At 69.9% G+C, this 26608-nt stretch carries 28 protein-coding genes; 12 read left to right on the forward strand and 16 right to left on the reverse strand.

Annotated elements, in window-relative coordinates:
• A partial coding sequence (locus tag QZ500_RS08270) for a cbb3-type cytochrome c oxidase subunit I (RefSeq protein WP_295853590.1) occupies window positions 1-256 on the reverse strand: 256 nt, incomplete at its 3' end.
• Window positions 253-933 carry a cytochrome c oxidase subunit II gene (gene coxB, locus QZ500_RS08275; protein ID WP_295853593.1) on the reverse strand — a complete coding sequence of 227 codons (681 nt, stop codon included), beginning with the start codon at window positions 931-933 and terminating at the stop codon, window positions 253-255. The genes coxB and QZ500_RS08270, both read right to left, overlap by 4 nt.
• Before the next feature lie 42 nt (window positions 934-975).
• Between coxB and QZ500_RS08280 the strand changes: the two genes are divergently transcribed.
• Window positions 976-1476 carry a DUF2231 domain-containing protein gene (locus tag QZ500_RS08280; RefSeq protein WP_295853596.1) on the forward strand — a complete coding sequence of 167 codons (501 nt, stop codon included), beginning with the start codon at window positions 976-978 and terminating at the stop codon, window positions 1474-1476.
• Here QZ500_RS08280 and QZ500_RS08285 read toward each other — a convergent pair.
• The 4 genes from QZ500_RS08285 to QZ500_RS08300 all read right to left on the reverse strand — a co-directional run bounded on the left by QZ500_RS08285 (window position 1473) and on the right by QZ500_RS08300 (window position 6628).
• Window positions 1473-1913, reverse strand: coding sequence for a CopD family protein (locus tag QZ500_RS08285; protein WP_295853599.1), 441 nt, complete (start codon window positions 1911-1913; stop codon window positions 1473-1475). The genes QZ500_RS08280 and QZ500_RS08285 overlap by 4 nt on opposite strands.
• Entirely contained in the window at window positions 1886-2803 is a 918-nt protein-coding gene (locus QZ500_RS08290) for an HAD-IIB family hydrolase (RefSeq protein WP_295853601.1), read from the reverse strand. The genes QZ500_RS08285 and QZ500_RS08290 overlap by 28 nt, the downstream gene beginning before the upstream one ends.
• Before the next feature lie 56 nt (window positions 2804-2859).
• Window positions 2860-4866, reverse strand: a complete 2007-nt coding sequence (locus QZ500_RS08295) for a C2 family cysteine protease (RefSeq protein WP_295853603.1) — start codon at window positions 4864-4866, stop codon at window positions 2860-2862.
• A gap of 133 nt (window positions 4867-4999) precedes the next feature.
• Complete coding sequence (locus QZ500_RS08300; RefSeq protein ID WP_295853606.1) at window positions 5000-6628, reverse strand: peptide chain release factor 3; 1629 nt, start codon at window positions 6626-6628, stop codon at window positions 5000-5002.
• Between the two features lie 166 nt (window positions 6629-6794).
• Between QZ500_RS08300 and QZ500_RS08305 the strand changes: the two genes are divergently transcribed.
• The gene (locus tag QZ500_RS08305) at window positions 6795-7562 is read left to right on the forward strand and encodes an SHOCT domain-containing protein (RefSeq protein ID WP_295853608.1); all 768 of its coding nucleotides are present in this window, start codon (window positions 6795-6797) and stop codon (window positions 7560-7562) included.
• Window positions 7563-7637: 75 nt separating this feature from the next.
• A complete protein-coding gene (locus QZ500_RS08310) occupies window positions 7638-8498 on the forward strand; it encodes a hypothetical protein (protein WP_295853611.1) in 861 nt (286 codons plus the stop codon).
• A gap of 24 nt (window positions 8499-8522) precedes the next feature.
• Here the strand turns inward: QZ500_RS08310 and QZ500_RS08315 are convergent, their stop codons facing one another.
• Window positions 8523-10130 (reverse strand): methyl-accepting chemotaxis protein, encoded by a 1608-nt coding sequence (locus QZ500_RS08315; RefSeq protein ID WP_295853612.1) that lies wholly within the window; start codon window positions 10128-10130, stop codon window positions 8523-8525.
• Window positions 10131-10373: 243 nt separating this feature from the next.
• Between QZ500_RS08315 and QZ500_RS08320 the strand changes: the two genes are divergently transcribed.
• The 3 genes from QZ500_RS08320 (at window position 10374) to QZ500_RS08330 (ending at window position 11494) form a co-directional block, all read left to right on the forward strand.
• Entirely contained in the window at window positions 10374-10709 is a 336-nt protein-coding gene (locus tag QZ500_RS08320; protein WP_295853616.1) for a phosphoglycerate mutase family protein, read from the forward strand.
• Between the two features lie 30 nt (window positions 10710-10739).
• A complete protein-coding gene (locus QZ500_RS08325; RefSeq protein ID WP_295853621.1) occupies window positions 10740-11021 on the forward strand; it encodes a hypothetical protein in 282 nt (93 codons plus the stop codon).
• A gap of 176 nt (window positions 11022-11197) precedes the next feature.
• The gene (locus QZ500_RS08330; protein ID WP_295853623.1) at window positions 11198-11494 is read left to right on the forward strand and encodes a hypothetical protein; all 297 of its coding nucleotides are present in this window, start codon (window positions 11198-11200) and stop codon (window positions 11492-11494) included.
• Window positions 11495-11619: 125 nt separating this feature from the next.
• Here QZ500_RS08330 and glmS read toward each other — a convergent pair whose 3' ends face one another.
• The gene (glmS, locus tag QZ500_RS08335; RefSeq protein WP_295853626.1) at window positions 11620-13545 is read right to left on the reverse strand and encodes a glutamine--fructose-6-phosphate transaminase (isomerizing); all 1926 of its coding nucleotides are present in this window, start codon (window positions 13543-13545) and stop codon (window positions 11620-11622) included.
• A gap of 116 nt (window positions 13546-13661) precedes the next feature.
• Between glmS and QZ500_RS08340 the strand changes: the two genes are divergently transcribed.
• A complete protein-coding gene (locus tag QZ500_RS08340; protein ID WP_295853628.1) occupies window positions 13662-14165 on the forward strand; it encodes an Lrp/AsnC family transcriptional regulator in 504 nt (167 codons plus the stop codon).
• Window positions 14166-14204: 39 nt separating this feature from the next.
• Here the strand turns inward: QZ500_RS08340 and QZ500_RS08345 are convergent, their stop codons facing one another.
• Both QZ500_RS08345 and glmU read right to left on the reverse strand, forming a co-directional pair.
• Entirely contained in the window at window positions 14205-14960 is a 756-nt protein-coding gene (locus QZ500_RS08345; RefSeq protein ID WP_295853630.1) for an ATP-binding protein, read from the reverse strand.
• Between the two features lie 14 nt (window positions 14961-14974).
• A complete protein-coding gene (gene glmU / locus QZ500_RS08350; protein WP_295853632.1) occupies window positions 14975-16375 on the reverse strand; it encodes a bifunctional UDP-N-acetylglucosamine diphosphorylase/glucosamine-1-phosphate N-acetyltransferase GlmU in 1401 nt (466 codons plus the stop codon).
• Between glmU and QZ500_RS08355 the strand changes: the two genes are divergently transcribed.
• On the forward strand, window positions 16314-17273 hold the full coding sequence (locus tag QZ500_RS08355; RefSeq protein WP_295853635.1) for a DUF6279 family lipoprotein: 960 nt from the start codon (window positions 16314-16316) through the stop codon (window positions 17271-17273). The two genes, glmU and QZ500_RS08355, sit on opposite strands and share 62 nt — an antisense overlap.
• Before the next feature lie 42 nt (window positions 17274-17315).
• On the opposite strand, the gene QZ500_RS08360 is transcribed toward QZ500_RS08355, so the two are convergent.
• Window positions 17316-17621, reverse strand: a complete 306-nt coding sequence (locus QZ500_RS08360; protein WP_295853638.1) for a hypothetical protein — start codon at window positions 17619-17621, stop codon at window positions 17316-17318.
• 115 nt (window positions 17622-17736) lie between these two features.
• Window positions 17737-18486, reverse strand: coding sequence for a Crp/Fnr family transcriptional regulator (locus QZ500_RS08365; protein WP_295853687.1), 750 nt, complete (start codon window positions 18484-18486; stop codon window positions 17737-17739).
• Between the two features lie 92 nt (window positions 18487-18578).
• On the opposite strand from QZ500_RS08365, the gene QZ500_RS08370 reads away from it, so the two are divergent.
• A complete protein-coding gene (locus QZ500_RS08370) occupies window positions 18579-18983 on the forward strand; it encodes a BLUF domain-containing protein (RefSeq protein ID WP_295853641.1) in 405 nt (134 codons plus the stop codon).
• Between the two features lie 7 nt (window positions 18984-18990).
• On the opposite strand, the gene QZ500_RS08375 is transcribed toward QZ500_RS08370, so the two are convergent.
• Window positions 18991-19401 (reverse strand): DUF2917 domain-containing protein, encoded by a 411-nt coding sequence (locus QZ500_RS08375; protein ID WP_295853646.1) that lies wholly within the window; start codon window positions 19399-19401, stop codon window positions 18991-18993.
• Between the two features lie 158 nt (window positions 19402-19559).
• Between QZ500_RS08375 and QZ500_RS08380 the strand changes: the two genes are divergently transcribed.
• The gene (locus QZ500_RS08380; RefSeq protein WP_295853648.1) at window positions 19560-20546 is read left to right on the forward strand and encodes a LysR substrate-binding domain-containing protein; all 987 of its coding nucleotides are present in this window, start codon (window positions 19560-19562) and stop codon (window positions 20544-20546) included.
• 30 nt (window positions 20547-20576) lie between these two features.
• Here QZ500_RS08380 and tyrS read toward each other — a convergent pair whose 3' ends face one another.
• Complete coding sequence (gene tyrS, locus QZ500_RS08385; RefSeq protein ID WP_295853651.1) at window positions 20577-21809, reverse strand: tyrosine--tRNA ligase; 1233 nt, start codon at window positions 21807-21809, stop codon at window positions 20577-20579.
• 196 nt (window positions 21810-22005) lie between these two features.
• Between tyrS and QZ500_RS08390 the strand changes: the two genes are divergently transcribed.
• On the forward strand, window positions 22006-23355 hold the full coding sequence (locus tag QZ500_RS08390) for a M23 family metallopeptidase (protein WP_295853654.1): 1350 nt from the start codon (window positions 22006-22008) through the stop codon (window positions 23353-23355).
• Between the two features lie 82 nt (window positions 23356-23437).
• A complete protein-coding gene (locus tag QZ500_RS08395) occupies window positions 23438-24595 on the forward strand; it encodes an anhydro-N-acetylmuramic acid kinase (protein WP_295853656.1) in 1158 nt (385 codons plus the stop codon).
• A gap of 31 nt (window positions 24596-24626) precedes the next feature.
• Here QZ500_RS08395 and mdtD read toward each other — a convergent pair whose 3' ends face one another.
• Both mdtD and erpA read right to left on the reverse strand, forming a co-directional pair.
• Entirely contained in the window at window positions 24627-26099 is a 1473-nt protein-coding gene (gene mdtD, locus QZ500_RS08400; protein WP_295853659.1) for a multidrug transporter subunit MdtD, read from the reverse strand.
• Between the two features lie 125 nt (window positions 26100-26224).
• The gene (erpA, locus tag QZ500_RS08405; protein WP_295853661.1) at window positions 26225-26590 is read right to left on the reverse strand and encodes an iron-sulfur cluster insertion protein ErpA; all 366 of its coding nucleotides are present in this window, start codon (window positions 26588-26590) and stop codon (window positions 26225-26227) included.
• Between the last annotated feature and the right edge of the window lie 18 nt (window positions 26591-26608).

Consider the following 26608-nt stretch of genomic DNA (forward strand, 5'->3'; position numbering starts at 1 on the left):
ACAGGAACATCATCACCGTGCCGTGCATGGTGAAGACCTGGTGGTAGACCGCGTCCTCTAGGAACACCGCGCCCGCGGTGGCGAGCTGCGCCCGCATCAGCATCGCCAGGATGCCGCCGACGAAGAAGAACGCGAGGGCGGTCAGGACGAAGCGCCGGCCGACCACGTTGTGGTTGACCGCCGCGGCACCGCGCCAGCCGCGCGGGCTGCGCCAGATGCGTTGCAGGCGGTCGTGCAGGGCGAGGGCGCGGGTCATGGCGCGGCCTCCGGCGCTGCGGCGGGACGAACAGTCGGCAGGGCGGCCAGCCGCGCGTCGAAAACGTTGGGCGCATGCGCCTCGACCACGAAGGCCATGCGCGCATGGCCCAGCCCGCAGAACTCGGCGCACTGGCCGCGGTAGGTGCCGGGCGCGTCGGCCTGCAGCCGCACGGTGTTGCGGCGGCCCGGCACCGCGTCGATCTTGCCGCCCAGGCGCGGCACCCAGAAGCTGTGGATCACGTCGGCGCTGCGCACGCCGATGTCGACCGGCCGGCCGGCAGGGATGTGCAGCACGCCGGCGGTATGGCGCGGCCCGCCGGCCGCGTCGGGATAGGCGGCTTCCCACCACCACTGGTGGGCGGTGACCTCGATGCGCAGCACGCCGGGCTCGCCGCGCACCCGCAGCGCATCGCCGCTGCGGCCGCCGATCGCCAGCACCGCGGCGATCGCGGCCAGCGGCAGCAGCACCCCGCCGCCGACCAGCAGCGCCCGGGGCGAGCGTAGCGTGCCGCCGGTCGGCCGGTAGACCGCCCACAGCGCCAGAGCCGTCATGCCGGCGGTGACGACCGCCGCGCCGATGCACATCGCCCACCAGACCCAGGCGATCTCGGCCGCGCCCGGGCCGGCCGGCGCCAGCGTCGACAGCGGGCCGCGGGTGTCGCAGGCGGCGAGCAAAAGGCAACAGGTGCCGGCCGCCGCGCGCCTACAGTGGGTGCGATGAAACCCTTTTCCCGCCGTCCGCCGCCCGGTGCCGACACCCGCGTGTCGATCGCGAAGCATCCGCTGCACCCGATCCTGGTGCCGTTTCCGGTGGCCTTCCTGATGGCGGTGTTCGCGAGCGATCTGGCCTACTGGCATTGGGCGGATTCCTTCTGGGCGCGGATGTCGCTCTGGCTGGCGGGCGCGGGCGCGGTGACGGGCATCGTGGCGGGTCTGGTCGGCACCGCCGAGCTGATGCTGGTGCGGCGCATCCGCCACCGGGCGGCGGCCTGGAGCCATTTCGTGGCGGCGGTGATGCTGCTGGCGGTCGGGGTCGCCAACTGGGGATTGCGACTACCCGACGCCGAGGCGCACATCGTGCCCTTCGGCCTGTACCTGTCGGGCCTGGGCACGCTGCTGGTCGCGCTCGCGGGCTGGCTCGGCGGCACGCTGGTGTTCGAGCACCAGGTCGGCGTGGCGGACGAGAACGACGGTCCGGCGGGCCTGGACAAGATCTAGAACCCCGCGATCCGCGGCTGCCACAGCACTGTCGCCAGCACGCCGCCGATCAGCGCCAGCGGCACCGCCACCGTCGACTGCAGCAGGCCGGCACCGAAGCGCCGCGGCCGGTCGTGCAGCGTCGTCATCAGCGTGCCGCAGGCCACGTGGAAGCCGACCATGCCGGCCACCAGGGTGAGCTTGACCAACAGCCAGCCCTGGTAGGCCTCGACCGGATGCACCAGCAGCGTGCCGCTAGCGACCGCGAGGACCGCCGCCGGCGACGCGATCGCGATGTAGGTGAAGCGGGTGGCGGTGATCGCCCGTTCGCGGGCGACCCGGCCGTGGGCTGCCGGGTACAGCGCCAGCAGCGAGGGCAGCGCCAGCAGCCCGGCGCACCAGACCAGCAGCGCGCAGAAATGCGCGAACTTCAGGTAGGGGACGGCACCGGCGAGCATCCGGCCGATTCTGGGCGGGCCGCCAGGATCGCCCGTACCGTTTCGTTAAAACCGGCGCCGCGCGCGCCCTGCGTGCGCCAGCGCGGCCGCGCCGTCATGACCGGCAGGAACCGGTCGACATTGGCCACGCCCACGCTGTGCGGGAAGCGGGCGAACATCGCCTGGTCGTTGGTCGAGTCGCCCACGTACACCCAGCGGTCGATCTCGGCGTCGAGGTCGCGGCCCCAGAGGCTGCGCACGATCCAGCGCGCACCCGACAGCTTGTCGTGGTCGCCGAACCAGCCGTTGATGTGGATGCTGCTCACCGTGGCGTGCATGCCTTCGGACCGTAGCAGCGCCACCACCCGGTCGATGGTGGCCTGCGGCAGGTGGACGAATTCGCTGTGGTCGATCGCGATGTCGGTCTCGCGGCCGGGCGAATCGGTGGCGAGCGTGGTGCCCGGGATCTCGGTCAGCACCCGCTGCGCTATCGCCTGCATGCGGGCGAAATTGCGGGCGCGGGTGGCGGCGTCCTGCTGGTCTGTTTTCGATAGCACGCCGCGCAGGTGGGGCGGGTGCTGGAGGCCTGTTTTGTTCTGATCCAGCGTCAGCGCGACCGCGCCATTCTCCGCGACGATCGCGTCCACCGGCCAGGTGCGGGCGAACGGCTCGCTCCAGCCGACCGGCCGCCCGGTGATGCAGACCGCATGAAGCCCCGCCGCCCGCAGGTCGGCGAGCGCCTGCAGCGCGTCGGGCGTGATCGCGCCGTCGGTGGTGAGGGTGTCGTCGATGTCGGTGAGCACGCCGACGATGCCGCGGCGGTCGGCCAGCGGCCAGTCGGCGAGGGGGCGGGGGAGGGCGTCAGGAGGGGCGCCCGGCGGCGCGGCGGGAAGAGAGGCGGAGGTGACCATGCCGGCATTGTCGCCAGCCGCCCCGCCCCGCCCCGCCACCCGCCGGCGCGCGGATGTCAGGCCAGGTCGAACATCCAGACGCTGTAGCCGTTCACGCCGACCAGCTGGGCCAGATCGACGGTGAACGGTGCGACGTGGTTCGCATCCGTCGCGCCGGTGGTGTCGCCCCAGGGGTTGAACACCTTGACCGTCGTGTTGGTGGCGCTGGTGGTGTCGGCATCGAAGGCCATGTAGGCATGGCCGCCGGTGAACAGCGTCTTCCCGCTCGCGTCCTGCGTCTTGTTCTGCGAGCCGATGAACACCGTCTTGCCGGCATTGATGTAGCGGACCACCTCGTCCAGCGCAGTGCTACCGGCGGGCACCGGCTTCACCAGCTGCGAGGCGATGCCGTTCATCGTCGTGCTTTCGGTGACGGTGCTGTCGAAGCTGTAGGCGCCGCGGCCGGTGATGAAGATGCCGGCTTCGGCCAGGCCGCCCTCGATCGCGAACATCGCGTTCTTGCCGTCGTTGGCGCCGCGCTGCAGCACGCCGGTCTCGTTCATCTGCGCATAGGCCTTTTCCAGCAGCGGCATCCACAGCTCGGCACCCGCGGGCTTGGCGGCATTGGTGAGCTTCGCGTAGGCCGCGCCGGTGTCGCCCGCGCTCTTCACGACGAACTGGTTGCTCACGGTGACCCAGTTCGCCTGGCCGTTGGCGTCGTACAGGCGCACGCCGAAGGTCTGCACGCCCGAGGCACCGACGCCGTTGTCGGTGAACATGGACTGCACCACGCCGGGCCGGGACTGAGCGAGTGCGGCGGCGGCCGCCAGCAGGTAGCAGTCGCCGGCCGAACCCTGGAATACGTCGGAGAAGCTGATGCCGTCCACCACCAGGCTGCCGGCGAATGTCTTGTAGACGCCGGAGGCCGCTGCGGCGGCCGGGTTGGCCGTGTCGCCCTCGGTGGTCGGGTTCGGGTTGTCCAGGCCGAGCAGCCACTTGTTCGCCAGCTTCTGCAGCTGGCCCGCGGTGGACGCGTCGCTCAGGTTGCCGAGCGCCGAGGCCTTCGCCTCGCCGCCGGTGTAGAAGTTGTTGGCCTTCGAGCTGTTGACCATCTTGCTGAACACATGGCTCAGGTAGTCGGCGCTGGTGCTGCCGTCGGCGGCGGTGGAGGCGAACAGCGCCTTGCCGCGTGCAGCGACTGCGCGCAGGTCGTCCACCACGTTCTGGCCGACCGCATTGCCGGCGCCGCCGGCCTGCGCGATCGCGGTGTCCACCAGCTGCACCAGGCCGGCATGGCCGATCTTTTGGCCGCCTTGGGTGAGCTGCTCCACCTGGGCCTTGAGGGCGGCGACCTTCAGCACCGCGGTCCAGCCGGCGTCTGCTGCCAAGTCGCTGCGCTCGGCGACATCCAGGCCCGACTGCTGGGCGGTGCGGATATCCCCCGCGCCGAGCTGCGTGACCGCGGTGGTGGTGCCCGAGGAGTTGAGTCCTGCGGAATAGACGTTGCCCGCGGCGTCGGTGACGAAGGCCTGGAAGCCGCTGCCGCTGGCGACGATCTTGGTGATCTCCAGGTTGTCGCCGAGAGCCGCCAGCGTGAGTTGACCGCCGCCGAACTGTAGCGGCACGAAGGCGCCTTGCGCATTGCGGATCTGCAGGCCGCCGAGACCGTCCACATACAGGTCGGCCCCCAGGCCGTCGTCGAGCAGCACCATGCCGTCGCCGATGCCGCCGTTGTCGTTCAGGTCTTCGCCGAGTGCGACCTCGGCCGCGAACAGTTCGGCATTGGTCAGGCCCTTGACCGACGTGATGCGACCGCTGGCGTCGAGCTCGGCACCGTAGAAGACGCTCGCGTCGGTGGTCGAGCGGGCGATCAGGCTGTAGCCGTCGCCGTTTTTCAGGGCGGCCAGCGCCTCGACACCGACTGCATCGCTCAGGTGGGAGAGACCGCCGAAGCTGACGGCCTGGTACTGCGCCACGGTCTGGCCGGCGCCGCCGACCATCCATTGCTCCTGGCTGTTCACATACAGCACGGCGCTGTTGATCGAGCGGGCGTAGCCCTCGGCGGAATCCTGACGGTTGCTCATGGGTCGATATTGGAGTGGATTTGTATCCGGATGATACTTAAATGATCCACTTTGTCACATGTGACCTCCGAGAACGGGACGTTTTTGCACCTACCTGAGCGCGGCGCCCCGGTCCACGCAACGCTCTCGGCTCTCAGCCCGCCGACTGCAGCGCCAGCCCCGCATGCTCCCGCAGCGGATGGAAATGGATCTTCGGGAACCGTTCCTGCGCCAGCCGCACGTCGTACGGACTGGTGCACAGATATGCCAGCGTGTCGGCCGCGTCGTGTGCCATCCGCATCGGATAGGCGTCGGTGAAGGCGCGCAGTTCGGCCGGCGTGTCGGCGGTGATCCAGCGGGCGCCGGTGTACTGGCAGCCTTCGAGCCGCACGTCGGCGTCGTATTCGGTCTTCAGCCGGTGCTGCACCACCTCGAATTGCAGCTGGCCGACGGCGCCGAGTAGCATCGCGCCGCCGGCATCGGGCTTGAACACCTGGATCGCGCCTTCCTCGCCGAGCTGGGCCAGGCCCTGCTGCAGTTGCTTGGTGCGCAGCGGGTTCTTCAGGATGACGGTCATGAAGAGCTCCGGCGCGAAGAACGGCAGGCCGGTGAACTGCAGGTTGGCGCCGTCGGTGATCGTGTCGCCCAATTGCACGCCGCCGTGGGTGGTGAAGCCGATGATGTCGCCGGCATAGGCCTCGTCCACCGCCTCGCGGCGCTGGCTCATGAAGGTGACGACCGAGGTCGGCCGCAGTTCCTTGCCGGTGCGCTGTACCTTGAGCTTCATGCCCGGCGTGTACTTGCCGGACGCCATGCGCACGAAGGCGATGCGGTCGCGGTGGTTGGCGTCCATGTTGGCCTGCACCTTGAACACCACGCCGGCGAAATCCTTGTCGGCCGGGTCGATCTCCTTCTGCACCGGCTGGCGGTTGACCAGCGTGGAGCTGATCCGGGGCTGGGGCGGCGGCGCCAGGTCCACCAGCGCGTCGAGCACCTCCATCACCCCGAAGTTGTTGACGCCGGAGCCGAAGAACACGGGGGTCTGCTTGCCGGCGAGGAAGGCGTCCTTGTCCCAGGCGGGCGATGCGCCGGTCGCGAGTTCCATGTTCTCCATCGCAGCGTCCCACTCCGTGCCGAAGCGGCGCTGCAGTTCGTCGGCCTGGCTGAGCGGAATCGTCTCGAAGTCCTGCGGCCGGCGCTCGCTGCCGGACTCGAACACCGTCATCGCCTGCGTGCGCAGGTTGACGATGCCGCCGAAGGCCTTGCCCTGGCCGACCGGCCAGGTCATCGGCACGCAGGGCATGCCCAGCTCGCGCTCGATCTCGTCGAGGATGTCGAGCGGCTCGCGCACCTCGCGGTCCATCTTGTTGACGAAGGTGATGATCGGCGTGTCGCGCTGCCGGCAGACCTCGATCAGCCGCCGGGTCTGCGCCTCCACCCCGTTGGCCGCGTCGATCACCATGAGGGCCGAATCGACCGCGGTCAGCACCCGGTAGGTGTCCTCGGAGAAGTCCTTGTGGCCGGGCGTGTCGAGCAGGTTGATCACATGGTCGCGGTAGGCCATCTGCATGACCGACGACGCGACCGAGATGCCGCGTTGCTTCTCGATCTCCATCCAGTCGGAGGTGGCGTGGCGGCTGGCCTTGCGCGCCTTGACCGAACCGGCGATCTGGATCGCGCCCGAGAACAGCAGCAGCTTCTCGGTCAGCGTGGTCTTGCCCGCGTCGGGGTGGGAAATGATGGCGAAGGTGCGGCGGCGCCGCGTCTCGGGGGCGAAGGACAAGGTGATATTTCCGGGAACGGAAGAAGAAAAGCCGGGGCGTGCACCAGAACGGTACGGCGCCGAACGGCCGCCATTTTCGGCGAAAGCGGCCGTCCGTCGGCGCCTGACCGGCGGACAAGCCATCGGCTCACACGGCCGGACCCGGCGGCCGCGCAGCATGTCTTCCATGCAACTCCAGTCCCAGCTCCAACATTCGTCGACCCTGCCGGTGCCTGCACCGGCGCTCGCGACCCCGGACGACATCGGCCGCCAGCACGGCTTCGGTGAAGAAGCCGCAGCCGTGCTGTGGGAAGCCGTGGTACGGGGCGGCGGGCGCATGGCCCAGTTCTCGCACCCCGAACTCGGCGGCAGCGGGCAGTGGATGCGCAACGGCATGGTCATGGTGGGCGACATGCTCAACACCGGCCTGTCGGCACGCGTGGCCTCCACCTGCGAGGACCTGGCGCAGTGGCTCGACGCTCATCCCGATTTCGCCGAGGCGCACGGCGGCGACGTCGGCACGGCCGACCGCTGGTGGCCGCACGACTTCGGCACCCCGGCCACGAGCGGCGGGCAGAACGGCGTGCGCTACGCCTGGTTCCCGACCGACCGGCGGCTCGCGATCGAGCGCAACGGCAGCGTCGAGCTGCACGACACGCAGGACCATGTGATCGGCGGTGTCTCGCAGCAGCAGGGCGGAGCCGACGGGCTGGCCTTCACCAGCCAGCGCGGGCCCGTGTCGCTCGAGGCGCTTCCACGTGTGCAAGGGGCAGGGCCGAGCACGCCCGCACCCCATCCGCGTGCGGCGGACACGCCGCGCAAGACGGCCGCATCGACCAGCGCCCACGACGACGTGCTGGCGACCATTGACCGGCTGTCCGAGCTTCACCAGCGCGGCGTGCTCACCGACGAAGAATTCGGGGCGAAAAAGGCAGACCTGCTGGCACGGCTGTGACCGGAGATTGCAGGCCGCATAGGTAAGCTCCGGCGACGGCACGGCAGTCCGCTGCGCCAGGACAGGAGATAACCCATGCGCCGCATCGACCATCCAGGACCCGTTCACCCGGAGCGGCGGCAAGCACTACCGGTCACTCTCCATGCGGTGGTCGATACCCTGCGTGGCGGCGAAACCCTGCTGAATGGCTTGTCGCGCCTGGTGGCAGAGCAGGGCGGCGACAGTGCGGTCGGCACGCTGCATGGCGGCGCCTTCGCACCCTTTGCCTATGTGATGCCGGCCCTGTCGCGCACGCCGGAACACGCGGTGTACTTCAGCGATCGCCATGCTGCTTCGGGGCCCGTACATCTGGAGGTTGCGACGGTGACCTGCGGCCGGCGCGACGGAGCGCCCTGGCTGCACTGCCATGCGATCTGGACCGATGCGCAGGGCCTGCACCATGCCGGCCATGTGCTGCCGCAGGAAGTGGTCGTGGCAGAGCCGGTGCATGCCACGCTGTGGCGCATGGACGGCGCCGGCTTCGATGTGCTGCCGGACGACGAAACCCGTTTCCGCCTGTTCGAGCCGCGGTCCTGTACCGTCCCGCCCCCGGCAGGTGCCGGGGCTTTCGTCCTGCGACTCCGCCCGAACGAGGACGTATGCGGCGCCATCGCGGCGGCCTGTATCGAAAGAGGCGTGACGCGGGCGCGCATCCGCGGCGGCGTCGGCAGCCTGGTCGGCGCCTGCTTTGCCGACGGGCGGACCGTCGAGCCCTTCGTCACCGAAGTCCTCGTGCGGAACGGTGAGGTGCAGCCCGCCGCCGACGGTACGCTGGCGGTGACGCTGGATGTCGCGGTGGTCGACTACCTCGGTGGCCTGGCCGAGGGGCGGCTGGCGCCGGGCGCCAACGCGGTGCTGGTCACGTTCGAGATGGCGGTGGAGCCCATCGCCGCCTGACTGCCGGTTTGTGGGGCGTGCGCCTCAGCCCGGCAGCGCCGGCCGGACCGCCTGCGGCCCCGAAGCCGTGTGCTCGGAAGCGTCGCGGAAGTGGCCGATCATCTGCGACAGCCGCACCGTGAGTTCGCGCAGACCCGCCGCTGCGGCTGCGGATTCCTCGACCAGCGCCGCGTTCTGCTGGGTCATGCGGTCGACCTCGTTCACCGCATCGTGCACCTGGGCGATCTCGCCGTCCTGGCGCGCAGCGCTGGCGTGGATCTCGCCGATCGCCCCGGTCACCCGGCCCACGCTCTGCACGATGCGCTCCATGCCCTGGCCGGCCTCGCGGACCAGGCCGGCGCCGGTCTCGACCTGCTCGATCGATGCGGCGATCAGCGTGCGGATCTCCTTGGCCGCAGCCGCCGAGCGCTGCGCCAGCGTGCGCACCTCGCTGGCCACCACCGCGAAGCCGCGGCCCTGCTCGCCGGCACGGGCGGCCTCGACCGCGGCGTTGAGCGACAGGATGTTGGTCTGGAACGCCAGCCCGTCGATCACGCCGGTGATGTCGCCGATGCGTTTGGACGCGGCGGAAATCCCGTCCATCGTCGTCACCGCCCGCGCGACCAGCCGACCGCCGTCGGCCGCGGCCTGCGACGCATTGCCGGCGAGTTCGGTCGCGCGTGCGGCCGACTGGGTCGATTCGTGCACGGCCGCGGTGAGTGTGTCCAGCACGCTGGCCGCGTTCTGCAGGCTGTGGGCTGCGGTTTCGGTCCGGACCGACAGATCCTGGTTGCCGGCCGCGATCTCGGCGGCCGACATGCGGATCGAATCCGCCGCGCCCCGGATGCCGCCGACGATCTCGCGCAGCCGGTCCTGCATCAGGCCGATCGACTGCAGCATGCGGCCGACCTCGTCGTGCCGGTCCGATGCGGCAACGGAGGACAGGTCGCCCGCCGCGATGTTCTCCGCCGCGCGCACCGCCTCGCCGAGCGGCACGGTGATGGACCGGGTGGTGCGCACCGCGATCAGGATGCTCGCCAGGATCGCCGCCGCCGCGCAGACCGCCAGCGCCAGCAGGCCGGTGCGCCGCGCGTCGCGGGCCTGGGCGTAGGCCGCCTCCCCGCGCTGCTGCTGCAGTTCGATCAGCCGGCCGACCTGCGTGTTCCAGGCCTCGATCCGCGGGCGGACCTTTTCAGTGATCAGCGTGGTCGCCTCCGGCGCCGCGCCGTCCATGCCCAGCTTGGCGGCGTCCATCACCAGTGGCACCGTCGCCGCGCGGGAGGCCTGGGTCTGCTCCAGCTGCGCCCGCTCGGCCGCGCCGTCGCCGCCCTGCTGGCCGATCTGGCTGGCGAAGGTGCCGCTCAGCCGGTCGTAGGCCGCCACGGCATTGCGGATCCGGACCATCTCGGCATCGAGTTCCGGCAATGTCTGGAGCAATGCCATGTTGCGGATGCCGACCGAGATATCCCCCAGCTGCTGGAGCATCTGGGTAGCGGTCCGGGTGTTGCGGTTGTCGACCTCGACGATCGACTGCAGGGCCGCCTGCAACCGGACCTGCTGCCAGCTCATGAAACCGACGAGGGCCAGCAGCAGCAGGCAGACAAGCGCATAGCCGGCGCCGAGGCGGGTGCCGAGGGACGTGGATCGGTTCATGAAGGAGACGGAGGAGGTGGCAGAGGTGGGACTGCAAGCAGGTGCCGTGCCATCCGGCCGCAGCGCCCCGTGCAATCTAGTGGAAGCGCGCGGAAAGCGGCGTGCCTTTGCCGATGCCGATTGCGCATACATCGCAGCACATGACAACTTTCCACGGCCGTTGATGACTGAAATCTCTGCAGGACCCTCGTATTCGCACGGCAGACAAGCGGGTCAACCCGCAAGAGCCGGAATAATCTCCCGATGCAGGTGACATTCATACGCCATGGCGAAAGCACCGCCAATGCCGGGCTGCCGAGCACGTACCCTGCGGCCATCGCGCTCACACCGCGCGGCCATGCGCAGGCCGCACAGGTCGCTGCGGCCTGGGAGCAGGCTCCGGCCCTGATCGCGGTATCGCCGTTTCTGCGTACCCGTCTGACGGCTCAGCCGACCATCGCGCGGTTTCCGCAGGTGCCGGTGGAGGTGCTGCCGATGGAGGAGTTCACCTACCTGGAGCCTGCACGCTGGAACGGGACGACGCGTGATCAGCGCCTGCCCATGATCACGCGCTACTGGCAGAACGCCGACCCGCACTAGCGGGATGGTCCCGGTGCCGAAAGCTTCGACATGCTGCTGGGCCGGGTGGAGGCGATGCTCGGGCGCCTGCAGTCCTGCGCCGCAGACGGGCCGGTATACGCCTTCGGCCACGGCCAGTTCATGCAGGCGTTGCGGTTGATGCTGCTCCATCCCGGGCGGAGTGCGCGCGAACAGATGGCGCACTTCGGGGCGTTCGATGCGGCGCATCCGATCCGCAATGTCGACCGGATGACGATCCATTGGATGGAGGGCGTCTGGACGGTCGACGGTGCCGAGACGCCTGCATCAGCCGCCGGTCGGCGGGCGTTCTGAAGCCGCACCGCCGCTCATGCCCGCAGGCGTGCTGCAATCGAGCGAGGCGGCCTCATCCGTGGGGAGGGACGACGGTTCCTACGCCGGCTCACGGGACGTTCCGACGTCGGCGATGGCGATGACTTCCTACCGTCACGATACGGCGATGTCGCCGTGCCCCATGTCCAGGACAGACGATGCAACAACTAGCCCGCATCATTTCGGTCACCGCACTCGTGTTGGTGCCACCATTGACCGTCAGCGCGCAGACCGGCGCCGGTCGCACCTCCACCGAGGCGACACCGACCGCTGCCCGCGCATCGACGCCGAGCGGCACGCGTGCGGAAGGTGTGCAGGGCGCCCAGGCGCAGCGTGTGGAGGACAACAAGTCCGACAACCACAGTGCCCATTCCGGTACGACGGCAGCGCCTGTCAAAGCGCCGGCCGGTGCGCACATGTCCGGCAACAGCAGCGGATCTGCCACGCGCAAATAAGAGAGGGCGCGAAGGACGCGGCTCCGGCCAACCGAGCAGGCTTTGCTCTTCAGCCCTGATCGCGATGATGGAGCTCAGATGCGCGTCCGGGCTTGGAAAAGAGCGACGATGGACGTCGCTCGCCCTCACTCCACCGTCACGCTCTTCGCCAGGTTCCGCGGCTTGTCCACATCCGTGCCGCGCGCCACCGCCGTGTGATACGCCAGCAGCTGCAGCGGCACCACGTGCAGCAGGGGGCTCAGGGCGCCGTAGTGCTCGGGCATGCGGATCACATGCAGCCCTTCGGCGCGTTCGATGCGGGTGTCGGCGTCGGCCAGCACGTAGAGCACGCCGCCGCGGGCGCGCACTTCCTGCAGGTTGCTCTTCAGCTTTTCCAGTAGCGCGTCGTTCGGGGCAACGGTCACTACCGGCATCTCGCTCGTCACCAGCGCGAGCGGGCCGTGCTTCAGCTCGCCGGCGGCGTAGGCCTCGGCGTGGATGTAGGTGATTTCCTTGAGCTTCAGGGCGCCTTCCAGCGCGATCGGGTAGTGCAGGCCGCGGCCCAGGAACAGGGCATGGTCCTTGGGCGCGAAATCGTCGGCCCAGGCGATCAGCTGCGGCTCCAGCGCCAGCACCGCCTGCAGTGCGGCCGGCAGGTGGCGCATCGCTTTCAGGTGACGCGCCTCGGCATCGGCGTCGAGCAGGCCGCGGCTTTGCGCCAGTGCCAGAGTCAGCAGGAACAGGCCGGCGAGCTGGGTGGTGAAGGCCTTGGTCGAGGCGACGCCGATCTCCGCGCCCGCACGGGTGATGTAGGCCAGCTTGCACTCGCGCACCATCGCGCTGGTCGCCACGTTGCAGATCGTCAGCGTCTGCTCCATGCCCAGCTTGCGGGCGTGCTTCAGCGCGGCCAGCGTGTCGGCGGTCTCGCCGGACTGGCTGATCGTGACGACCAGCGTGCGCGGGTCCGGCACGCTGGTGCGGTAGCGGTATTCGCTGGCGATCTCGACCTGGGTCGGAATCCGCGCGATCTCCTCCAGCCAGTACTTGGCGGTGCAGCCGCTGTAGTAGCTGGTGCCGCAAGCCAGGATCAGCACCCGATCGATGTCCTTGAAGACACGCCAGGCGCTGGCGCCGGGCTGGCCGTCGCGCGGGGCGCCGTCGAACAGCTCGGGCACGATGCCCTCCACGCCTTCGAGCGTGTCGGCGATGGCGCGCGGCTGCTCGAAGATTTCCTTCTGCATGTAGTGGCGGTAAGGGCCCAGCTCGGCGGCGCCGCTGTGGGCGGTGACGGTGCGGACCGGCCGCGCGGCGGTGTCGATCGGCTGGTGGCCGCCGGTCGCGCCATCGGCACGGTGCACGATCCAGTAGCGGCCGAGCTGCAGGTCGACCACGTCGCCTTCTTCCAGATAGACGATCTGGTCGGTCACGCCGGCCAGCGCCATCGCGTCGCTCGCGAGGAAATGCTCGCCGCCTTCGGAGCCGATGCCCAGGATCAGCGGGGAGCCGGCGCGCGCGCCGATCACCCGGTGCGGTTCGTCGCGGCAGAACACCGCGATGGCGTAGGCGCCGTGCAGCTGGCCGACCGCCGCCTGCACCGCCTCGAACAAATCGCCGTCGTAGAGGCTGTCGATCAGGTGGGCGATCACCTCGGTGTCGGTCTGGCTGGCGAACTCGTAGCCCTTGGCTTCCAGGCCGCTGCGCAGCGCGTCGTGGTTCTCGATGATGCCGTCGTGCACCAGCGCGATCCGGCCCGGACCTTCGTCGTAGGCGCCGGGGCCGTGGCTGAAGTGGGGATGGGCGTTGTGCACCGCCGGCGCACCGTGGGTCGCCCAGCGGGTGTGGGCGATGCCGGTGGTGCCTTCCAGTTTTTCGTCGGCGATCTGCGCCAGCAGCTCGGATACGCGCGAAGTGCTGCGGGTGCGGTGCAGCGGACCCTGCGGCGTCAGGGCCGCCGGCGTGTCGTAGACCGCCACGCCGCAGGAGTCGTAGCCGCGGAATTCGAGCCGCTGCAGGCCCTGGACGAGGATGGGAACGATGTTGCGCGTGGAAACCGCGCCGACGATGCCGCACATGGGAATGCCTCCAAAACAGGCAGCGATGCTATGCCTGCGTTCGTGCAACTTCATTGCGTAATGAATTACTGAATGAAAGAATCGACCGAGATTCACGCAAGACGGAATATTCGTTCATGAAATCTCCACAAACGACCGAAATCGCACTCGATGCGGTGGACTGGCGGCTCCTTGATCTGCTGCAGACCGACGCATCCCGGAGCAACCAAGCACTGGCCGAGGCCGCCCACCTATCCGCGCCGACCTGCCTGCGCCGCGTCAAGCGGCTGGTCGATGCGGGGTTGGTGGAGCGTCAGGTGGCGCTGCTGGCGGCCGACCGGCTGGCGCCGCTGATCGGTCATGGCCTGAGCGCGATCGTCGAGGTGACGCTCGACCGGCAGGATGCCGACCGGCTGGACGCCTTCGAGGCGCGGGCAGTCGCCGAACCCGCCGTGCAGCAGTGCTACCGGGTGTCGCCTGGGCCGGATTTCGTGCTGGTGCTGCGGGTGCCCGACATGCCGCGCTATCTCGCGCTGGCGCAGCGGCTGTTCCATGCCGACGTGAACGTGCGCAACGTCAAAGCCTTCTTCAGCCTGAAGCGGGCGAAATTCGATACGAAAGTGCCTCTGGCGCAGGTGTAGCCTGCGCAAGCAGCTATCGAAAACATAGCGTGTGGTCGATCAGGCCGGCAGCGTGACATGGACGGTGCAGCCGGCCTGCGGCGCGCCGTCCGCCGCCACGCAGCCGCCATGGCGCTCGGCGATGCGCCGCACCACCGCCAGGCCGATACCGGTGCCCTCGAACGCCGAAACGCTGTGCAGCCGCTCGAAGATGCCGAAGAGGCGCCCCGCCTGGGCCGGGTTGAAGCCGGCACCGTTGTCGCGGACCTGCAGCTGCACCCGGTCGCCCGCCGGCTCGGCACGAACGGCGATGACGGTCTGCGGCGTGTGCCGAGTGAACTTGACCGCATTCGACAGCAGCCGGCCGAGCAGGTCGCGCAGCAGCGCCACGTCGCCGGTGCAGGACGCGAACGGGCCGAGCTCCCAGCGGATCGTGCGGCCGGTGCAGGCGGGCTCCAGCGCCGAACACGCCTCGGTCACCAGTGCGCCCAGGTCCACCGGCTGCAGCAGCAGCGGCGCACGGCCGACGCGGGACAGCTCCAACAGCCCGTCGACCATGCGGCCGAGCTGCCCGACGGCATCGTCCATCGCCCCGAGGAATTCAAGCGCTTCGGCATCGCCCCCCAGGTCCCGCACCCGCTCGCGCAGCAGGCCGCCGAAGGCGCTGAGGTGGCGCAGCGGGGCGCGCAGATCGTGCGACGCCGCGCGGAAGAAATCCTCCATCTCGGCCCGTGCCGCGTCGCGCTCGGCGGTGCAGCGGGCGAGGGCGGCCCGCAGGGCCTCGGCTTCGGCGGCGATGTCGGGGGGCGGCGCCATCGGGGGTTGCGTCGTCAGTCGGCCGAGGGCTTGCGCACCGGCCGCTTCCAGCGTTCCACGCTGGTCTGCCGCGCCCGGGCGAAGGTGAGGGCGGCCGCCGGCGTGTCCTTGGTAACGGTGGAGCCGGCCGCGACCGTGCCGCCGGCGCCGACGACGACCGGCGCCACCAGCACGCAGTTACTGCCGATGGAGGCGTCGTCCTCGATCACGGTGCGGTGCTTGTTCACGCCGTCGTAGTTGGCGGTGATGGTGCCCGCGCCGACATTGACCCGCGCGCCGACCGTCGCGTCGCCCAGGTAGGCGAGGTGGTTGGCTTTGGCGCCAGTGGCGAGGGTGGAATTCTTCACCTCGACGAAATTGCCGATGTGCACGTCGGCGCCCAGCTGCGCGCCGGGTCGCAGCCGGGCGAACGGGCCGATGCGGGCGCCTTCGCCGACCGCGACGCCCTGCGACGCGCTGCCCTGGATGTGGCTGAACGGCTGCACCACCGTGCCGGCGGCGATCCGCGCATCGGCGATCACGCAGTGCGCGCCAATCCGCACGTCGTCGCCCAGCTCCACCTGGCCCTCGAAGATACAGCCGACGTCGATCTCCACGTCCCGGCCGCAGGCCAGCGTGCCGCGGACGTCGAAGCGCGCGGGGTCGGCCAGGCGCACGCCGGCGTCCATGAAGGCTTCGGCCTGCCGGGCCTGGAATGCACGCTCCAGGGCGGCGAGCTGCACCGGGCTGTTCACGCCGGCGACCTGCACCGCGTCGTCGGTGGGCACGCCGGCGACCGGTACGCCGTCGGCGACGGCCATCGCGACGATGTCGGTCAGGTAGTACTCGCCCTGCGCGTTGTCGTTGGTGAGGCGCGCCAGCCAGGTCTTCAAGCGGGCGGCGGGCAGGGCCATCACGCCGGTGTAGGTTTCGCGGATCGCCCGCTGGGCGTCGTTCGCATCCTTGTGCTCGACGATGCCCTGCACCGCGCCGTCGGTGCCGCGCACGATGCGGCCGTAGCCGGTCGGGTCGTCGAGCGCGATGGTCAGCAGCGCCAGCCCGTCGGACGCGGCGGCGACGAGCGCCGAGAGGGTGCTGGCCTCGATGAGCGGCACGTCGCCGTTGAGCACCAGCACCGTGCCGTCGTCCGGCAGCAGCGACACGGCCTGCTGGACCGCGTGGCCGGTGCCGAGCTGCGGCTCCTGGCGGGCGAAGCGCGGTGCCACGCCGGCGACCGGTGCGGCGAGCGCCGCCTCGACTGCCTCGGCACCATGACCGGTCACCACGACGACGCCACGCGCGCCGAGCGCCGCCACCGTGTCGAGCACGTGGCGGACCATCGGGAGCCCAGCAAGGCGGTGTAACACTTTCGGGGTGCGGCTCTTCATCCGCGTACCCTTGCCGGCGGCCATGACCACCACGTCCAAAACTCCCATCGCCGCTCCTTCGGTTGACGGTGCGCGACCCCGGGCCGCACGCTGGGTCGGGATTATCGGCGCGGTCGCAGTGCTGGCCCTGCAGGCCTGCAGTACCGTCCGGCTGGCCTACAACAATGCCGACGAGGTCGCGTACTGGTGGATCGACAGTTATGTGGACTTCACGCCTACCCAGTCGCAGCGCATGCGGGAAGACCTGGCGCGGCTGCATCGCTGGCACCGCGACAACGAGCTCCGCCCGGTGGCCGAGCTGCTGCTGCAGGCCGAACAACTGGTGCCGGGCGATGTGGACGGTCCTCAGGTCTGCACCGTCGTCGACGGGCTGCGCAGCCGCCTGCAGGCCGTCGTCGCGCAGGCCGAACCCTCGCTGACCACGCTCGCGCTCGACCTCGACGGCGCCCAGTTGCAGACGCTGCGGACCAAGTATGCGAAGCAGAACGCCGAATACCGGAAGGAATGGATCGACGTGTCGGCCGAGAAGCGCATCGACCGGCGCTATCGCCAAGTGCTCGAGCGCAGCGAATCGGTCTACGGGCGGCTGACGCCGGCACAGCGCGACAGTGTGCGGCGGCAGATCGCGCAGTCGCGCTTCGACCCGCAGCGACACTTGGCAGAACGGCAGCGCCAGCAGCAGGACGTGCTGCGCATGCTCGAGGGCTGGCGTAGCGCCAGACCGAGCCTGTCGGAGGCCCGCAGTCAGTTGCGGGGCGTGATTGCAAGAGGATTCGACTCACCCGATGGCGGATACCGGGCCTATCAGCAGGAACTGCAGCGCGAGAGTTGCGAGAGTTTCGCGGCGGCCCACAACACGACCGACGCCACACAGCGTGAGGCTGCGGTCAAACGTCTGCGGGACTACCGCGCGGAAATCGCGGCGCTGTCTGTGGCGCCGTCGTGAAGGCGCGTCGCCGGCTTTCCGGTCTGCTCTCGCGTTCCGGCGTCAGGCGTCGACGTTCGTGCTGGCTTCTTCGACGTACGACTGCACGTCGCGGCGGTGGGGCGTCGCACCGCGCGGCATATCGACCGGTGTACCGCCCGCACCGCCCGTGCGGTGATCGCCGGTCGCGCCGGGCTTGCGCGGTGCCGTGTCGGCGCCCTGTTGTGCGGCACGTGCGCCTTGGGGGCCGCTGGTTTGAAACTCGGTCGATCCCTGCTGCTGCTGTGCGCGGTTTAGGTGGTGGCGCTGGGGTTGCTGCTCCGTTCGCAGCGAACGGCTGCGGGGAAGTGTGCGGATGATGGGGCTCATGGAATTCTCCGTCGTCCGGGAAATCCGGTCGACAAAGTGTCTCCAAGGCGGCAGGGCAATGCTGTCGTCTGCCGTACGTCCGCAATGTCAGTAAACGCCTACATGCGTGGAAGCATCAGATCAAGGGCGTCTGGCGGCGCGGGCGTTCGTAATAGTCGGCGATGCCTTCCAGGCCGCGCGGGTCCTGCAGGTACAGGCGTCCGTCTTCGATGATGTGCAGCCCCATGCGTCCAAGCCGGCGCAGCGTCTTGTTGGTATGCACCAGCGACAGGCCGAGCGCATCGGCGATGTGCTGCTGGTTGAACGGAAAGGCGATGCTGCCGTCGTGTGCCAGGCCGACCCGCTCGGCACGCCGGTACAGGTGCACCAGCAGCATGGCCACCCGCTCGATCGCCGTCCGTCGCCCGACCGACAGCAGGTTCTCGTCCACCAGGCTTTCCTCGCGCGCCGCCAGCCAGGTCAGGTCGTAGCCCAGACGCGGATCGTCGCGGTACATCTCCCACAGCCCGTCGCGCGGGAAGACGCAGAGCGACACGTCGGTCAGCGCCTCCACACCGTGCGTGGCGCCGTCGGCGAATTCTTCCTGCAGGCCGATGAAGTCGCCCTGCACCAGGAAGTTGAGGATCTGCCGACGCCCGTCGCTCAGCGTCTTGTAGCGGAACGCCCAGCCCCGGTACAGCGTGAAGAGCCGCGTGCTGGCCTTGTGCTCCGCGATGATCTGCCGGCCGGCCGCGAGCCGCATGGTCGTTTCGCGAAACGCCTGGATGTAGAGCAGCCGGTCGTGCTCGAACGGGAGGAAGGCATCGGTTTCGCGCAGTCCGCAACGGGTGCAGGAGGTCGGGCAGCCGGAATCGTCGATAGGAATCACGCGCGCACTATAAAAGCGGCGCGTGTGTCTTTTGACATTGGAGCGGGTTGGGGGCCGCTTCTACACTGGCCCGCCCTGTGCTCCCGTCGATGGTCGAACCGCTCCACGCTCTCCTGTATACCAGCCAGCTGGCCTCGGGCACGCCGATCCAGGCGGTCGCCGCCGTGATCGGTCCGTCGCGTACCCACAACCGGGCCGACCGGATCACCGGGCTGCTGGTATTCGACGGCAGCGGCTTCGTCCAGTATCTGGAAGGGCCGGCCGCGGCGCTGGAGGATTGCCTGCAGCGCATCGCGCAGGACCCGCGCCATACCGCCTTCCGTCTGGCCTACCGCGGCACCGTCGCCACCGAGGCGCGGCGGTTCGCCGGCTTCGGCCTGGGTTACGCGGTGGCCGACGGCCCGCTGCCCTCCGAGGCCATCGCCCTGCTGGACGGCGATACCGCCCTGCAGCGCTTTCTCGACCTGCTGCCCGCGCTCGATCTGCACGCCTGAGGTGCCGTCAGGCGCACGACCGGGGGAGTTGGCCTCCGCGTCCGCCGAAGGTCCAGCGCGCGAAGCCGACCACCAGCTGCGCACCCGACCGTGCGAACTGGCCCAGGGCCTGCCGCATCTCCTGCCAGGGAGCCCCGACCGACGCCGGCCAGCCCTGCGCTGGTGCTGCTTCGAGATGCCATCCGAACACCAGGGCCTCGCCCGCAGCGCCGGCCGGTTCGATGACGACGGCGCAGCGTGCCGGCAGCGCGAGCGTTGCGTCGGCGGTCACGAACCAGTCGTGCGACTGCAGGACGGCCGCGGCGGCAGCGTCCGCTGCCGTGACCCAGGCCCGGCCCGCGCCGACCTGCAACCGGACCGGGACGGTGCCCGTGCGCCACACGGCAGCATGGCCGGCGGCGAGCCGGGACAAGGGCACGGCGGTTGGGGCGGGGGAAGAAGGAGGGCGCATGGGGCATCCGGAAAAAGGGGCATCGGTGTTTGCATCATCCCGGCGGCAGGCCGGCCCGGCCAATGATTTCGGCCCGCCGCACTGATTCCGCGCACGCATCAATTCCCGCGCCAGAATCGTCGTCCATGAACCGGCCCCAAGCTCCCTTGCGTACCCGCCCGCTGGGCGTCGGCCACCTGCGTGCCTTCGAGGCCGTCGCGCGGCACCTCAATTTCCGGGCGGCGTCGGAGGAGCTGTCGCTCACCCAGTCGGCGGTGAGCCGGCAGATCCAGGCATTGGAGCAGGAGATCGGCGTGCCGCTGTTCTTGCGGCACACCCGCGCGGTCGAGCTGACCGGCGCCGGCGCCCAGCTGCTGCGGGTCGTCGCTACCGGGCTGTACGCGATCGACAGCGTGGTGCGGCAGGTACGGCAGAACGCCGGCCGGCGCAGCGTGGCGATCAGCACCTGGGCCTCGTTCGCGTCGCAGTGGCTGATCCCGCGGCTCGAGGCCTTCCAGCGTGCGCATCCGGACATCGACATCCGCATCGACGCCACCGACACCAAGGTCGACCTCGACACCGCCGACGTGGACGTGGCGCTGCGCTACAGCACGTCGGCCCGTGCGCCTGCCCGGGCCGAGCGGCTGTTCGGCGAGCGGCTGGCGGTGGTGGCCAGCCCCTGGCTGCTCAAGAGTTCGGCCGTACTGGCGGTCCCGGCCGACGTGGGTCGCTTCACGCTGATCGAGGCCGGCGACCTGCACCATTCGCCCTCGATGGCCCTGTTGAGCTGGCACCGCTGGTTCGAGGTGCACGGGCTGAAGCGGATCGAGCCGCGGCGCTGGCTCTACTTCAACTACGCCCACCAGATCGCACAGGCGGCGCTGGCCGGCCAGGGCGTGGCGCTGGCCCGGCTGCCGCTGGTGGCCGACAGCCTCGCGACCGGCGACCTGGTCGAGGCGCTGCCCGGCTACCGGATGGATTCGCCGCTGGCCTACTGGCTGCTGGTCGGCCCGCGCGGCGCGCAGCGGCCGGAGGTCCGGGCCTTCTGCGACTGGCTGCGCGAGGAGGCCGGCCGCACCCGCATCACGATCGGCGACGGCCCCGATCCGGACACGGTCGACGGGCTGGACTGAGCGCCACGACGACCGGCCGGCGCCGCCTGCTCAGCCGAGCGTCACACGCGCGAACTTGCGCTTGCCGACCTGCACGACGAAGCAGCCGGCCTCGAGCCGCAGCCCGCGGTCGGACACCACCGCGCCGTCGATGCGCACGCCGCCGCCGTCGATCAGCCGGTTGGCTTCCGACGCGGACGGTGCTAGTCCGGCCTGCTTGAGCAGCTGCGCGATGCCCAGCGGCGCGGCGGAAAGCGTCACCTCGGGCAGCACGTCGGGCACGCCGCCCTTGCTGCGGTTCGTGAAGTCCTGTTCGGCGGCCTCGGCCGCTGCGGCGCTGTGGAAGCGGGTGGTGATCTCCTTGGCGAGCGCGACCTTCGCATCCTTCGGATTGCGGCCGCCGGCCACCTCGGCCTGCAGGGCCGCGATGGCGGCCATCGACTGGAAGCTCAGCAGGGTGTACCAGCGCCACATCAGGTCGTCGGAGATCGACAGCACCTTGGCGAACATGGTGTTGGCGTCCTCGGTGATGCCGATGTAATTGTGCTTGCTCTTCGACATCTTCTGCACGCCGTCGAGCCCTTCGAGCAGCGGCATGGTGAGCGCGCACTGCGGCTCCTGCCCGTATTCCTGCTGCAGGTGGCGGCCCATCAGCAGGTTGAACTTCTGGTCGGTGCCGCCGAGCTCCAGGTCGGCCTTCAGCGCGACCGAGTCGTAGCCCTGCAGCAGCGGATAGAGGAATTCGTGCAGGCTGATCGACAGGCCGCCGTGGAAGCGCTTGTGGAAGTCATCGCGCTCCATCATGCGCGCCACCGTATAGCGCGAGGTCAGCTGGATCATGCCGGCGGCGCCGAGCGGTGCGCACCATTCGCTGTTGTAGCGGACCTCGGTGCGGGTCGGGTCGAGCACCAGGCTGGCCTGGCGGTAGTAGGTCTCGGCGTTCGTCTGGATCTGCTCCGGCGTCAGCGGCGGGCGGGTGGTGTCGCGGCCGGACGGGTCGCCGATCAGCGTGGTGAAGTCGCCGATCAGGAAGATCACCTGGTGCCCCAGGTCCTGCAGCTGCCGCATCTTGTTGAGCACCACCGTGTGGCCGAGGTGGATGTCGGGCGCGGTCGGGTCGAGGCCGAGCTTGATGCGCAACGGCACGCCGGTCGATTCGGCACGGGTCAGTTTGCGGACCCACTCGGCCTGCGGCAGGAGCTCGTCGGCGCCTCGCAGCGTGACGTCGAGCGCTTGTCCTACACCGTCGCTAAGCGATTCCGTTGTAACGGCAGTTTGATTCATAAGGTCTTTTCTTCCGCGGTCGGCCGGGCCGCGCCGGTATACTCCGCGTCAGCCCGCAACCCGTGATCTTACGGGGCGCGCCTTTCGGGACCGGCACCGCACCGCTCCGCGAAGAACACCTCCGAGACCGCCGCCGCAGCGCCCGGGTACCGTGCCCCGCCTGCCGCACCGTGTACCGCCTCCCGAGGAACCCTATTTGAATCACGCTCTCTCGGCGACCGTTCAAGCCATCCTGGCCCGCGTCGCACTCAGCATCCAGCAGCATCCCAAACGCCTCGCGGCAGCCGTCGGCACGGTCCTCCTGTGCGGCGGCGGCGGCGCCTTTGCCGTGGCCAACCTCGCGCCCGATCCCTCGGACATGCCTGTCAGACAGATCCTGCAGTCGGTCGAGCCGGTCGCGGCTGCTCTGTCCGACGACACCGATCAACCGATACTGCGTCTGTACCGGCACGAAACCGTCCGGTCCAGCGACTCCGCCGACTCCCTGCTGAAGCGGCTGGGCATCGCCGATCCGGCCGCCGCCGCGTTCCTGCGCAACGATCCGCGGGTGCGGCAGGCCGTCTGGGGCCGCGCCGGCCGCGTCGTGTCGGCCGAGGCGACCGACGGCCATGCGCTGCTGCGGCTCACCGCCCGCTGGAGCGCCGACGACGCCGAGCAGTTCCAGCGCCTGGTGGTCGAGAAGACGCCGACCGGCTTCGTCAGCTCGGTCCAGGCAGCGCCGACCACGGTGTCCAGCCGGCTCGCGAGCGGTTCCATCCAGAGCTCGCTACTGGCCGCCACCGACGACGCCAACATCCCCGAGTCGGTCGCCAACCAGATCGCCGAGATCTTTTCCTCGCAGATCGACTTCCGCCGCAGCCTGCGCAAGGGCGACCGTTTTTCGGTGGTCTACGAGACGATCGAGGCCGACGGCGAGATGCTGCGGGCCGGCCGGGTGCTGAGCGCCGAGTTCGTCAACGACGGCAAGTCGATGCAGGCGATGTGGTACCAGCCCGCCGGCCAGAAGGGCGGCTATTTCACGCTGGAAGGCAAGGGCCTGAACACCGCCTACCTGAGCTCGCCGGTCGAGTTCAGCCGGGTGTCCAGCGGTTTTTCCAACCGCTTCCATCCGGTGCTGCAGCAGTGGCGCATGCACCTGGGCACCGACTTCGCGGCGCCGCAGGGCACGCCGGTCCGCACCGTCGGCGACGGCGTGGTCGAGTTCGCGGGCGTGCAGAACGGCTACGGCAACGTGGTGTTCGTCCGCCACCGCGACAGCCATACCACGGTCTATGCCCACCTTAGCAAGATCAACGTCGCGCGCGGCCAGAAGGTCGAGCAGGGCCAGAACGTCGGGCTGGTCGGCCGCACCGGCTGGGCGACCGGACCGCACCTGCATTTCGAGTTCCGCGTGAACGGCGTGCAGCAGGACCCGATGGTCATGGCCCGCCAGAGCGAGTCGGCCCAGCTGAGCGCTGCGGCCCGCCCGGCGTTCGACCGGCTGGCGGCTTCCACCCGCATCCAGCTGCAGACCGCCAACCAGTCGGTGCTGGCGAGCGCGGACTGATCCGCGCGCTGCACGACTCCCGCATGACGCCGCCTCCGGGCGGCGTCATCGTTTCCACCGCTTTTTTCTACCCGCGACCGCCATGGCGAACCCGACCTGCTACATCGGACTGATGTCCGGCACTTCGCTCGACGGCGTGGACGGCGTGCTGGTCGAGATCCACGACGCCCCCGGCGCTGCCGATGCAGCCCGCCCGCGGGTGCTGCAGCATGCGAGCCGGCCCTTTCTGGACGTGCTGCGGCAGGAACTGCTGGCGCTCAACACCGCGGGCGAGGACGAACTGCACCGCGCCGCGCTGGCGGGCACGGCGCTGTCGCAGGTCTATGCCGAAGTGGTGGAGGCGCTGCTGGCCGCGAGCAGCCTCCCGCGCACGGCGGTGCGGGCGATCGGTGCCCACGGCCAGACGGTGCGGCACCGGCCACTCGCGTTCGACGGCGTCGGCTACACGCTGCAGCTGCAGAACCCGTCGCTGTTGGCGGAGCGCTGCGGCATCGACGTGGTCGCGGATTTCCGCAGCCGCGACGTGGCGGCGGGCGGGCAGGGCGCACCGCTGGTCCCGGCCTTCCACGCGGCCTGGTTCGGCCGGCCGGATGCGGCGGTCGCGGTGCTCAACATCGGCGGCATCGCCAATCTGAGCCTGCTCCCGCCGAGCGGCGACCCGGCAGGCGGGCCGGTCGGCGGTTACGACTGCGGCCCCGGCAACGCGCTGCTCGACCACTGGTGCCGCCTGCACACCGGCGCCCCCTACGACGCCGACGGCGCCTGGGCCGCGACCGGCCGGGTGCTGCCCGCGCTGCGCGAGGCGCTCTGGACCGGCGAGCCGTTCTTCGCCCTCCCGCCGCCGAAGAGCACCGGCCGCGACCTGTTCCACCCGGCATGGCTCGCGCAGCGGCTGGCCGCCTGCCCCGACGCCGCGCCTGCCGACGTACAGGCGACATTGACCGAATTGACCGTTCGCGCAGCAGCAGCGGGCGTGAGCAGCTATCGAAATGGTAGCGTCGAGGAGCTGGTGGTCTGCGGCGGCGGGGCGCTCAACGGTCAGCTGATGCGCGGGCTCGCCGCGGCGCTGCCGGGCGTCGTGGTGCGCACGTCCGATGCGCACGGCCTGCCGCCGCTGCAGGTCGAGGCGACCGCGTTCGCCTGGCTGGCACAGCGCTTCATGGTCCGCGCGCCGGGCAACCTGCCGGCGGTGACCGGGGCGCGGGGATTGCGGGTGCTGGGCGCGCTGTACCCGGCCTGACGGCGGGCCTGGCGGCGCCTCCTGCCCCGGCTCACACGTTGTCCACCGCGTCGGTTTCCAGCGGCTTGACCGGCTTCACCTCGTCGGGCGTGCGGCGGTCGTCCGGCTGCAGTTGCCAGAAGATCCAGGCCGAGGCCATCGTGACCAGCCCCATCGTGGCGAAGGTCGCGTGGAAGGACCGCAGGGCGGTGGCGCCGTCGGTCTCGCCGCCGAAGAAGCCGGTGTAGCCGGCCAGCACCGCGCCGGCCGCGGCCACGCCCAGGCCCATCGCCAGCATCTGCACCATCGACAGCAGGCTGTTGCCGCTGCTGGCGACCGCGCTGTCCATGTCCTTGAGCGTGACGGTGTTCATCGCGGTGAACTGCATCGAGTTGACCGCACCGAAGCAGGCCAGCTGCAGGATCAGCAGTGCCAGCGGCTGCTCGGGCGAGGCGAGGCCGAAGCTCGCCATCACCAGCCCCACCGCGAGCGTGTTGACCACCAGCACCCGGCGGTAGCCGGCCCAGAGGATCAGCCGCGTCACCACCGGCTTGGCGGCCATGCCGGCCAGCGCCACCGGCAGCAGCATCATCCCGGCCTGCGCTGGACTGAAGCCCATGCTGACCTGCAGCAGCAGCGGGATCAGGAATGGCATGCAGCTGCTGCCGATGCGGGCGAACAGGTTGCCGAGCAGGCCGACCCGCAGCGATGCGACCTCAAACAGCGACGGCGAGAACAGCGGGTCCGGCCGGCGCAGCGCATGCAGCCAGTAGGCGACCAGGCTCGCGAGGCCGAAGATCAGCAGCACCACGACGCTCGCCTGCCGCAGGCCGAGGCTCGACAGCCCGTCGAGCGACAGCGACACCGCCGCCATGCCGAAGGCGAGCAGCGCATAGCCCGACAGGTCGAAGCGGCCGATGGTGTGCGCCTGTGCATCCGGCATCCAGACCAGGGTCGCGACGCAGCCGAGCACCGCCACCGGCAGGTTGATGAAGAAGATCCAGTGCCAGGACGCGACCTGCACCAGCCAGCCGCCGAGCGTCGGCCCGAGCAGCGGCCCGATCAGCCCAGGCACCGCGACGAAGCTCATCGCCCGCAGGAACTGGTCGCGCGGAAAGCCGCGCAGCACCGCCAGCCGGCCGACCGGCAGCAGCAACGCGCCGCCCATGCCCTGCACCACGCGCGAGGCGACCAACTGGGTCAGGCTCTGCGAGAGCGCACAGAACAGCGAACCAAGGGCGAACAGCACGATGGCGCACAGGTAGATGCGCCGGGTGCCGAAGCGGTCGGCGATCCAGCCCGAGGCGGGGATCAGGATCGCCATCGTGAGCGAGTAGGCGACGATCACCGACTGCATGCGCAGCGGGCTTTCGCCCAGGCTGCGCGCCATCGCCGGCAGGGCGGTGTTGACGATGGTGGCGTCCAGCGTCTGCATGAAGAAGCCGATCGCCACCAGCCAGAGCAGCGCATTGCCGGTGGGAGAGGGAGAAGAAGAGGACGTGCTAGGGGCGGTCATCGGCTGCATGCGGCGATCCTAGGCGGTGCCGATGCGACTGCGGCAACCGGCGAAAACGACAAAGCCGCCCGGAGGCGGCTTCGGTGTCTGCACCGGCGGCCGAAGCGGCCGCGCCGTGCAGCAGGCGTCGCGGGTCAGACCGAAAAGGACGAGCCGCAACCGCAGGTGGTGGTGGCGTTCGGGTTCTTGATCACGAACTGTGCGCCCTGCAGATCTTCCTTGTAGTCGATCTCGGCGCCGAGCAGGTACTGGTAGCTCATCGCGTCGATCAGCAGGGACACGCCGTTCTTCGTCATGGTCGTGTCGTCCTCGTTGGTCACCTCGTCGAACGTGAAGCCGTACTGGAAGCCCGAGCAGCCGCCGCCCTGCACGAAGACGCGCAGCTTCAGGTCGGGGTTGCCCTCTTCGGCGATCAGGTCGGCCACCTTGGCAGCGGCGCTGTCGGTGAACAAGATCGGTTCGGGCATTGCGGTCGGCAAGGATTCGGCAACGGCGCTCATGGCGGACTCCAGTGGGAC

Source organism: uncultured Xylophilus sp., assembly GCA_913776965.1.
In the GTDB taxonomy this organism is placed as follows: domain Bacteria; phylum Pseudomonadota; class Gammaproteobacteria; order Burkholderiales; family Burkholderiaceae_C; genus Xylophilus.

Coding starts and splice junctions, on each gene's coding strand:
- QZ500_RS08280 (WP_295853596.1), top strand. CDS start 976: ATGAAACCCTTTTCCCGCCGTCCGCCGCCCGGTGCCGACACCCGCGTG.
- QZ500_RS08285 (WP_295853599.1), bottom strand. CDS start 1,913: ATGCTCGCCGGTGCCGTCCCCTACCTGAAGTTCGCGCATTTCTGCGCG.
- QZ500_RS08290 (WP_295853601.1), bottom strand. CDS start 2,803: ATGGTCACCTCCGCCTCTCTTCCCGCCGCGCCGCCGGGCGCCCCTCCT.
- QZ500_RS08295 (WP_295853603.1), bottom strand. CDS start 4,866: ATGAGCAACCGTCAGGATTCCGCCGAGGGCTACGCCCGCTCGATCAAC.
- QZ500_RS08305 (WP_295853608.1), top strand. CDS start 6,795: ATGCAACTCCAGTCCCAGCTCCAACATTCGTCGACCCTGCCGGTGCCT.
- QZ500_RS08310 (WP_295853611.1), top strand. CDS start 7,638: ATGCGCCGCATCGACCATCCAGGACCCGTTCACCCGGAGCGGCGGCAA.
- QZ500_RS08315 (WP_295853612.1), bottom strand. CDS start 10,130: ATGAACCGATCCACGTCCCTCGGCACCCGCCTCGGCGCCGGCTATGCG.
- QZ500_RS08320 (WP_295853616.1), top strand. CDS start 10,374: ATGCAGGTGACATTCATACGCCATGGCGAAAGCACCGCCAATGCCGGG.
- QZ500_RS08325 (WP_295853621.1), top strand. CDS start 10,740: ATGCTGCTGGGCCGGGTGGAGGCGATGCTCGGGCGCCTGCAGTCCTGC.
- QZ500_RS08330 (WP_295853623.1), top strand. CDS start 11,198: ATGCAACAACTAGCCCGCATCATTTCGGTCACCGCACTCGTGTTGGTG.
- glmS (WP_295853626.1), bottom strand. CDS start 13,545: ATGTGCGGCATCGTCGGCGCGGTTTCCACGCGCAACATCGTTCCCATC.
- QZ500_RS08340 (WP_295853628.1), top strand. CDS start 13,662: ATGAAATCTCCACAAACGACCGAAATCGCACTCGATGCGGTGGACTGG.
- QZ500_RS08345 (WP_295853630.1), bottom strand. CDS start 14,960: ATGGCGCCGCCCCCCGACATCGCCGCCGAAGCCGAGGCCCTGCGGGCC.
- glmU (WP_295853632.1), bottom strand. CDS start 16,375: ATGGGAGTTTTGGACGTGGTGGTCATGGCCGCCGGCAAGGGTACGCGG.
- QZ500_RS08360 (WP_295853638.1), bottom strand. CDS start 17,621: ATGAGCCCCATCATCCGCACACTTCCCCGCAGCCGTTCGCTGCGAACG.
- QZ500_RS08370 (WP_295853641.1), top strand. CDS start 18,579: ATGGTCGAACCGCTCCACGCTCTCCTGTATACCAGCCAGCTGGCCTCG.
- QZ500_RS08380 (WP_295853648.1), top strand. CDS start 19,560: ATGAACCGGCCCCAAGCTCCCTTGCGTACCCGCCCGCTGGGCGTCGGC.
- tyrS (WP_295853651.1), bottom strand. CDS start 21,809: ATGAATCAAACTGCCGTTACAACGGAATCGCTTAGCGACGGTGTAGGA.
- QZ500_RS08395 (WP_295853656.1), top strand. CDS start 23,438: ATGGCGAACCCGACCTGCTACATCGGACTGATGTCCGGCACTTCGCTC.
- mdtD (WP_295853659.1), bottom strand. CDS start 26,099: ATGCAGCCGATGACCGCCCCTAGCACGTCCTCTTCTTCTCCCTCTCCC.
- erpA (WP_295853661.1), bottom strand. CDS start 26,590: ATGAGCGCCGTTGCCGAATCCTTGCCGACCGCAATGCCCGAACCGATC.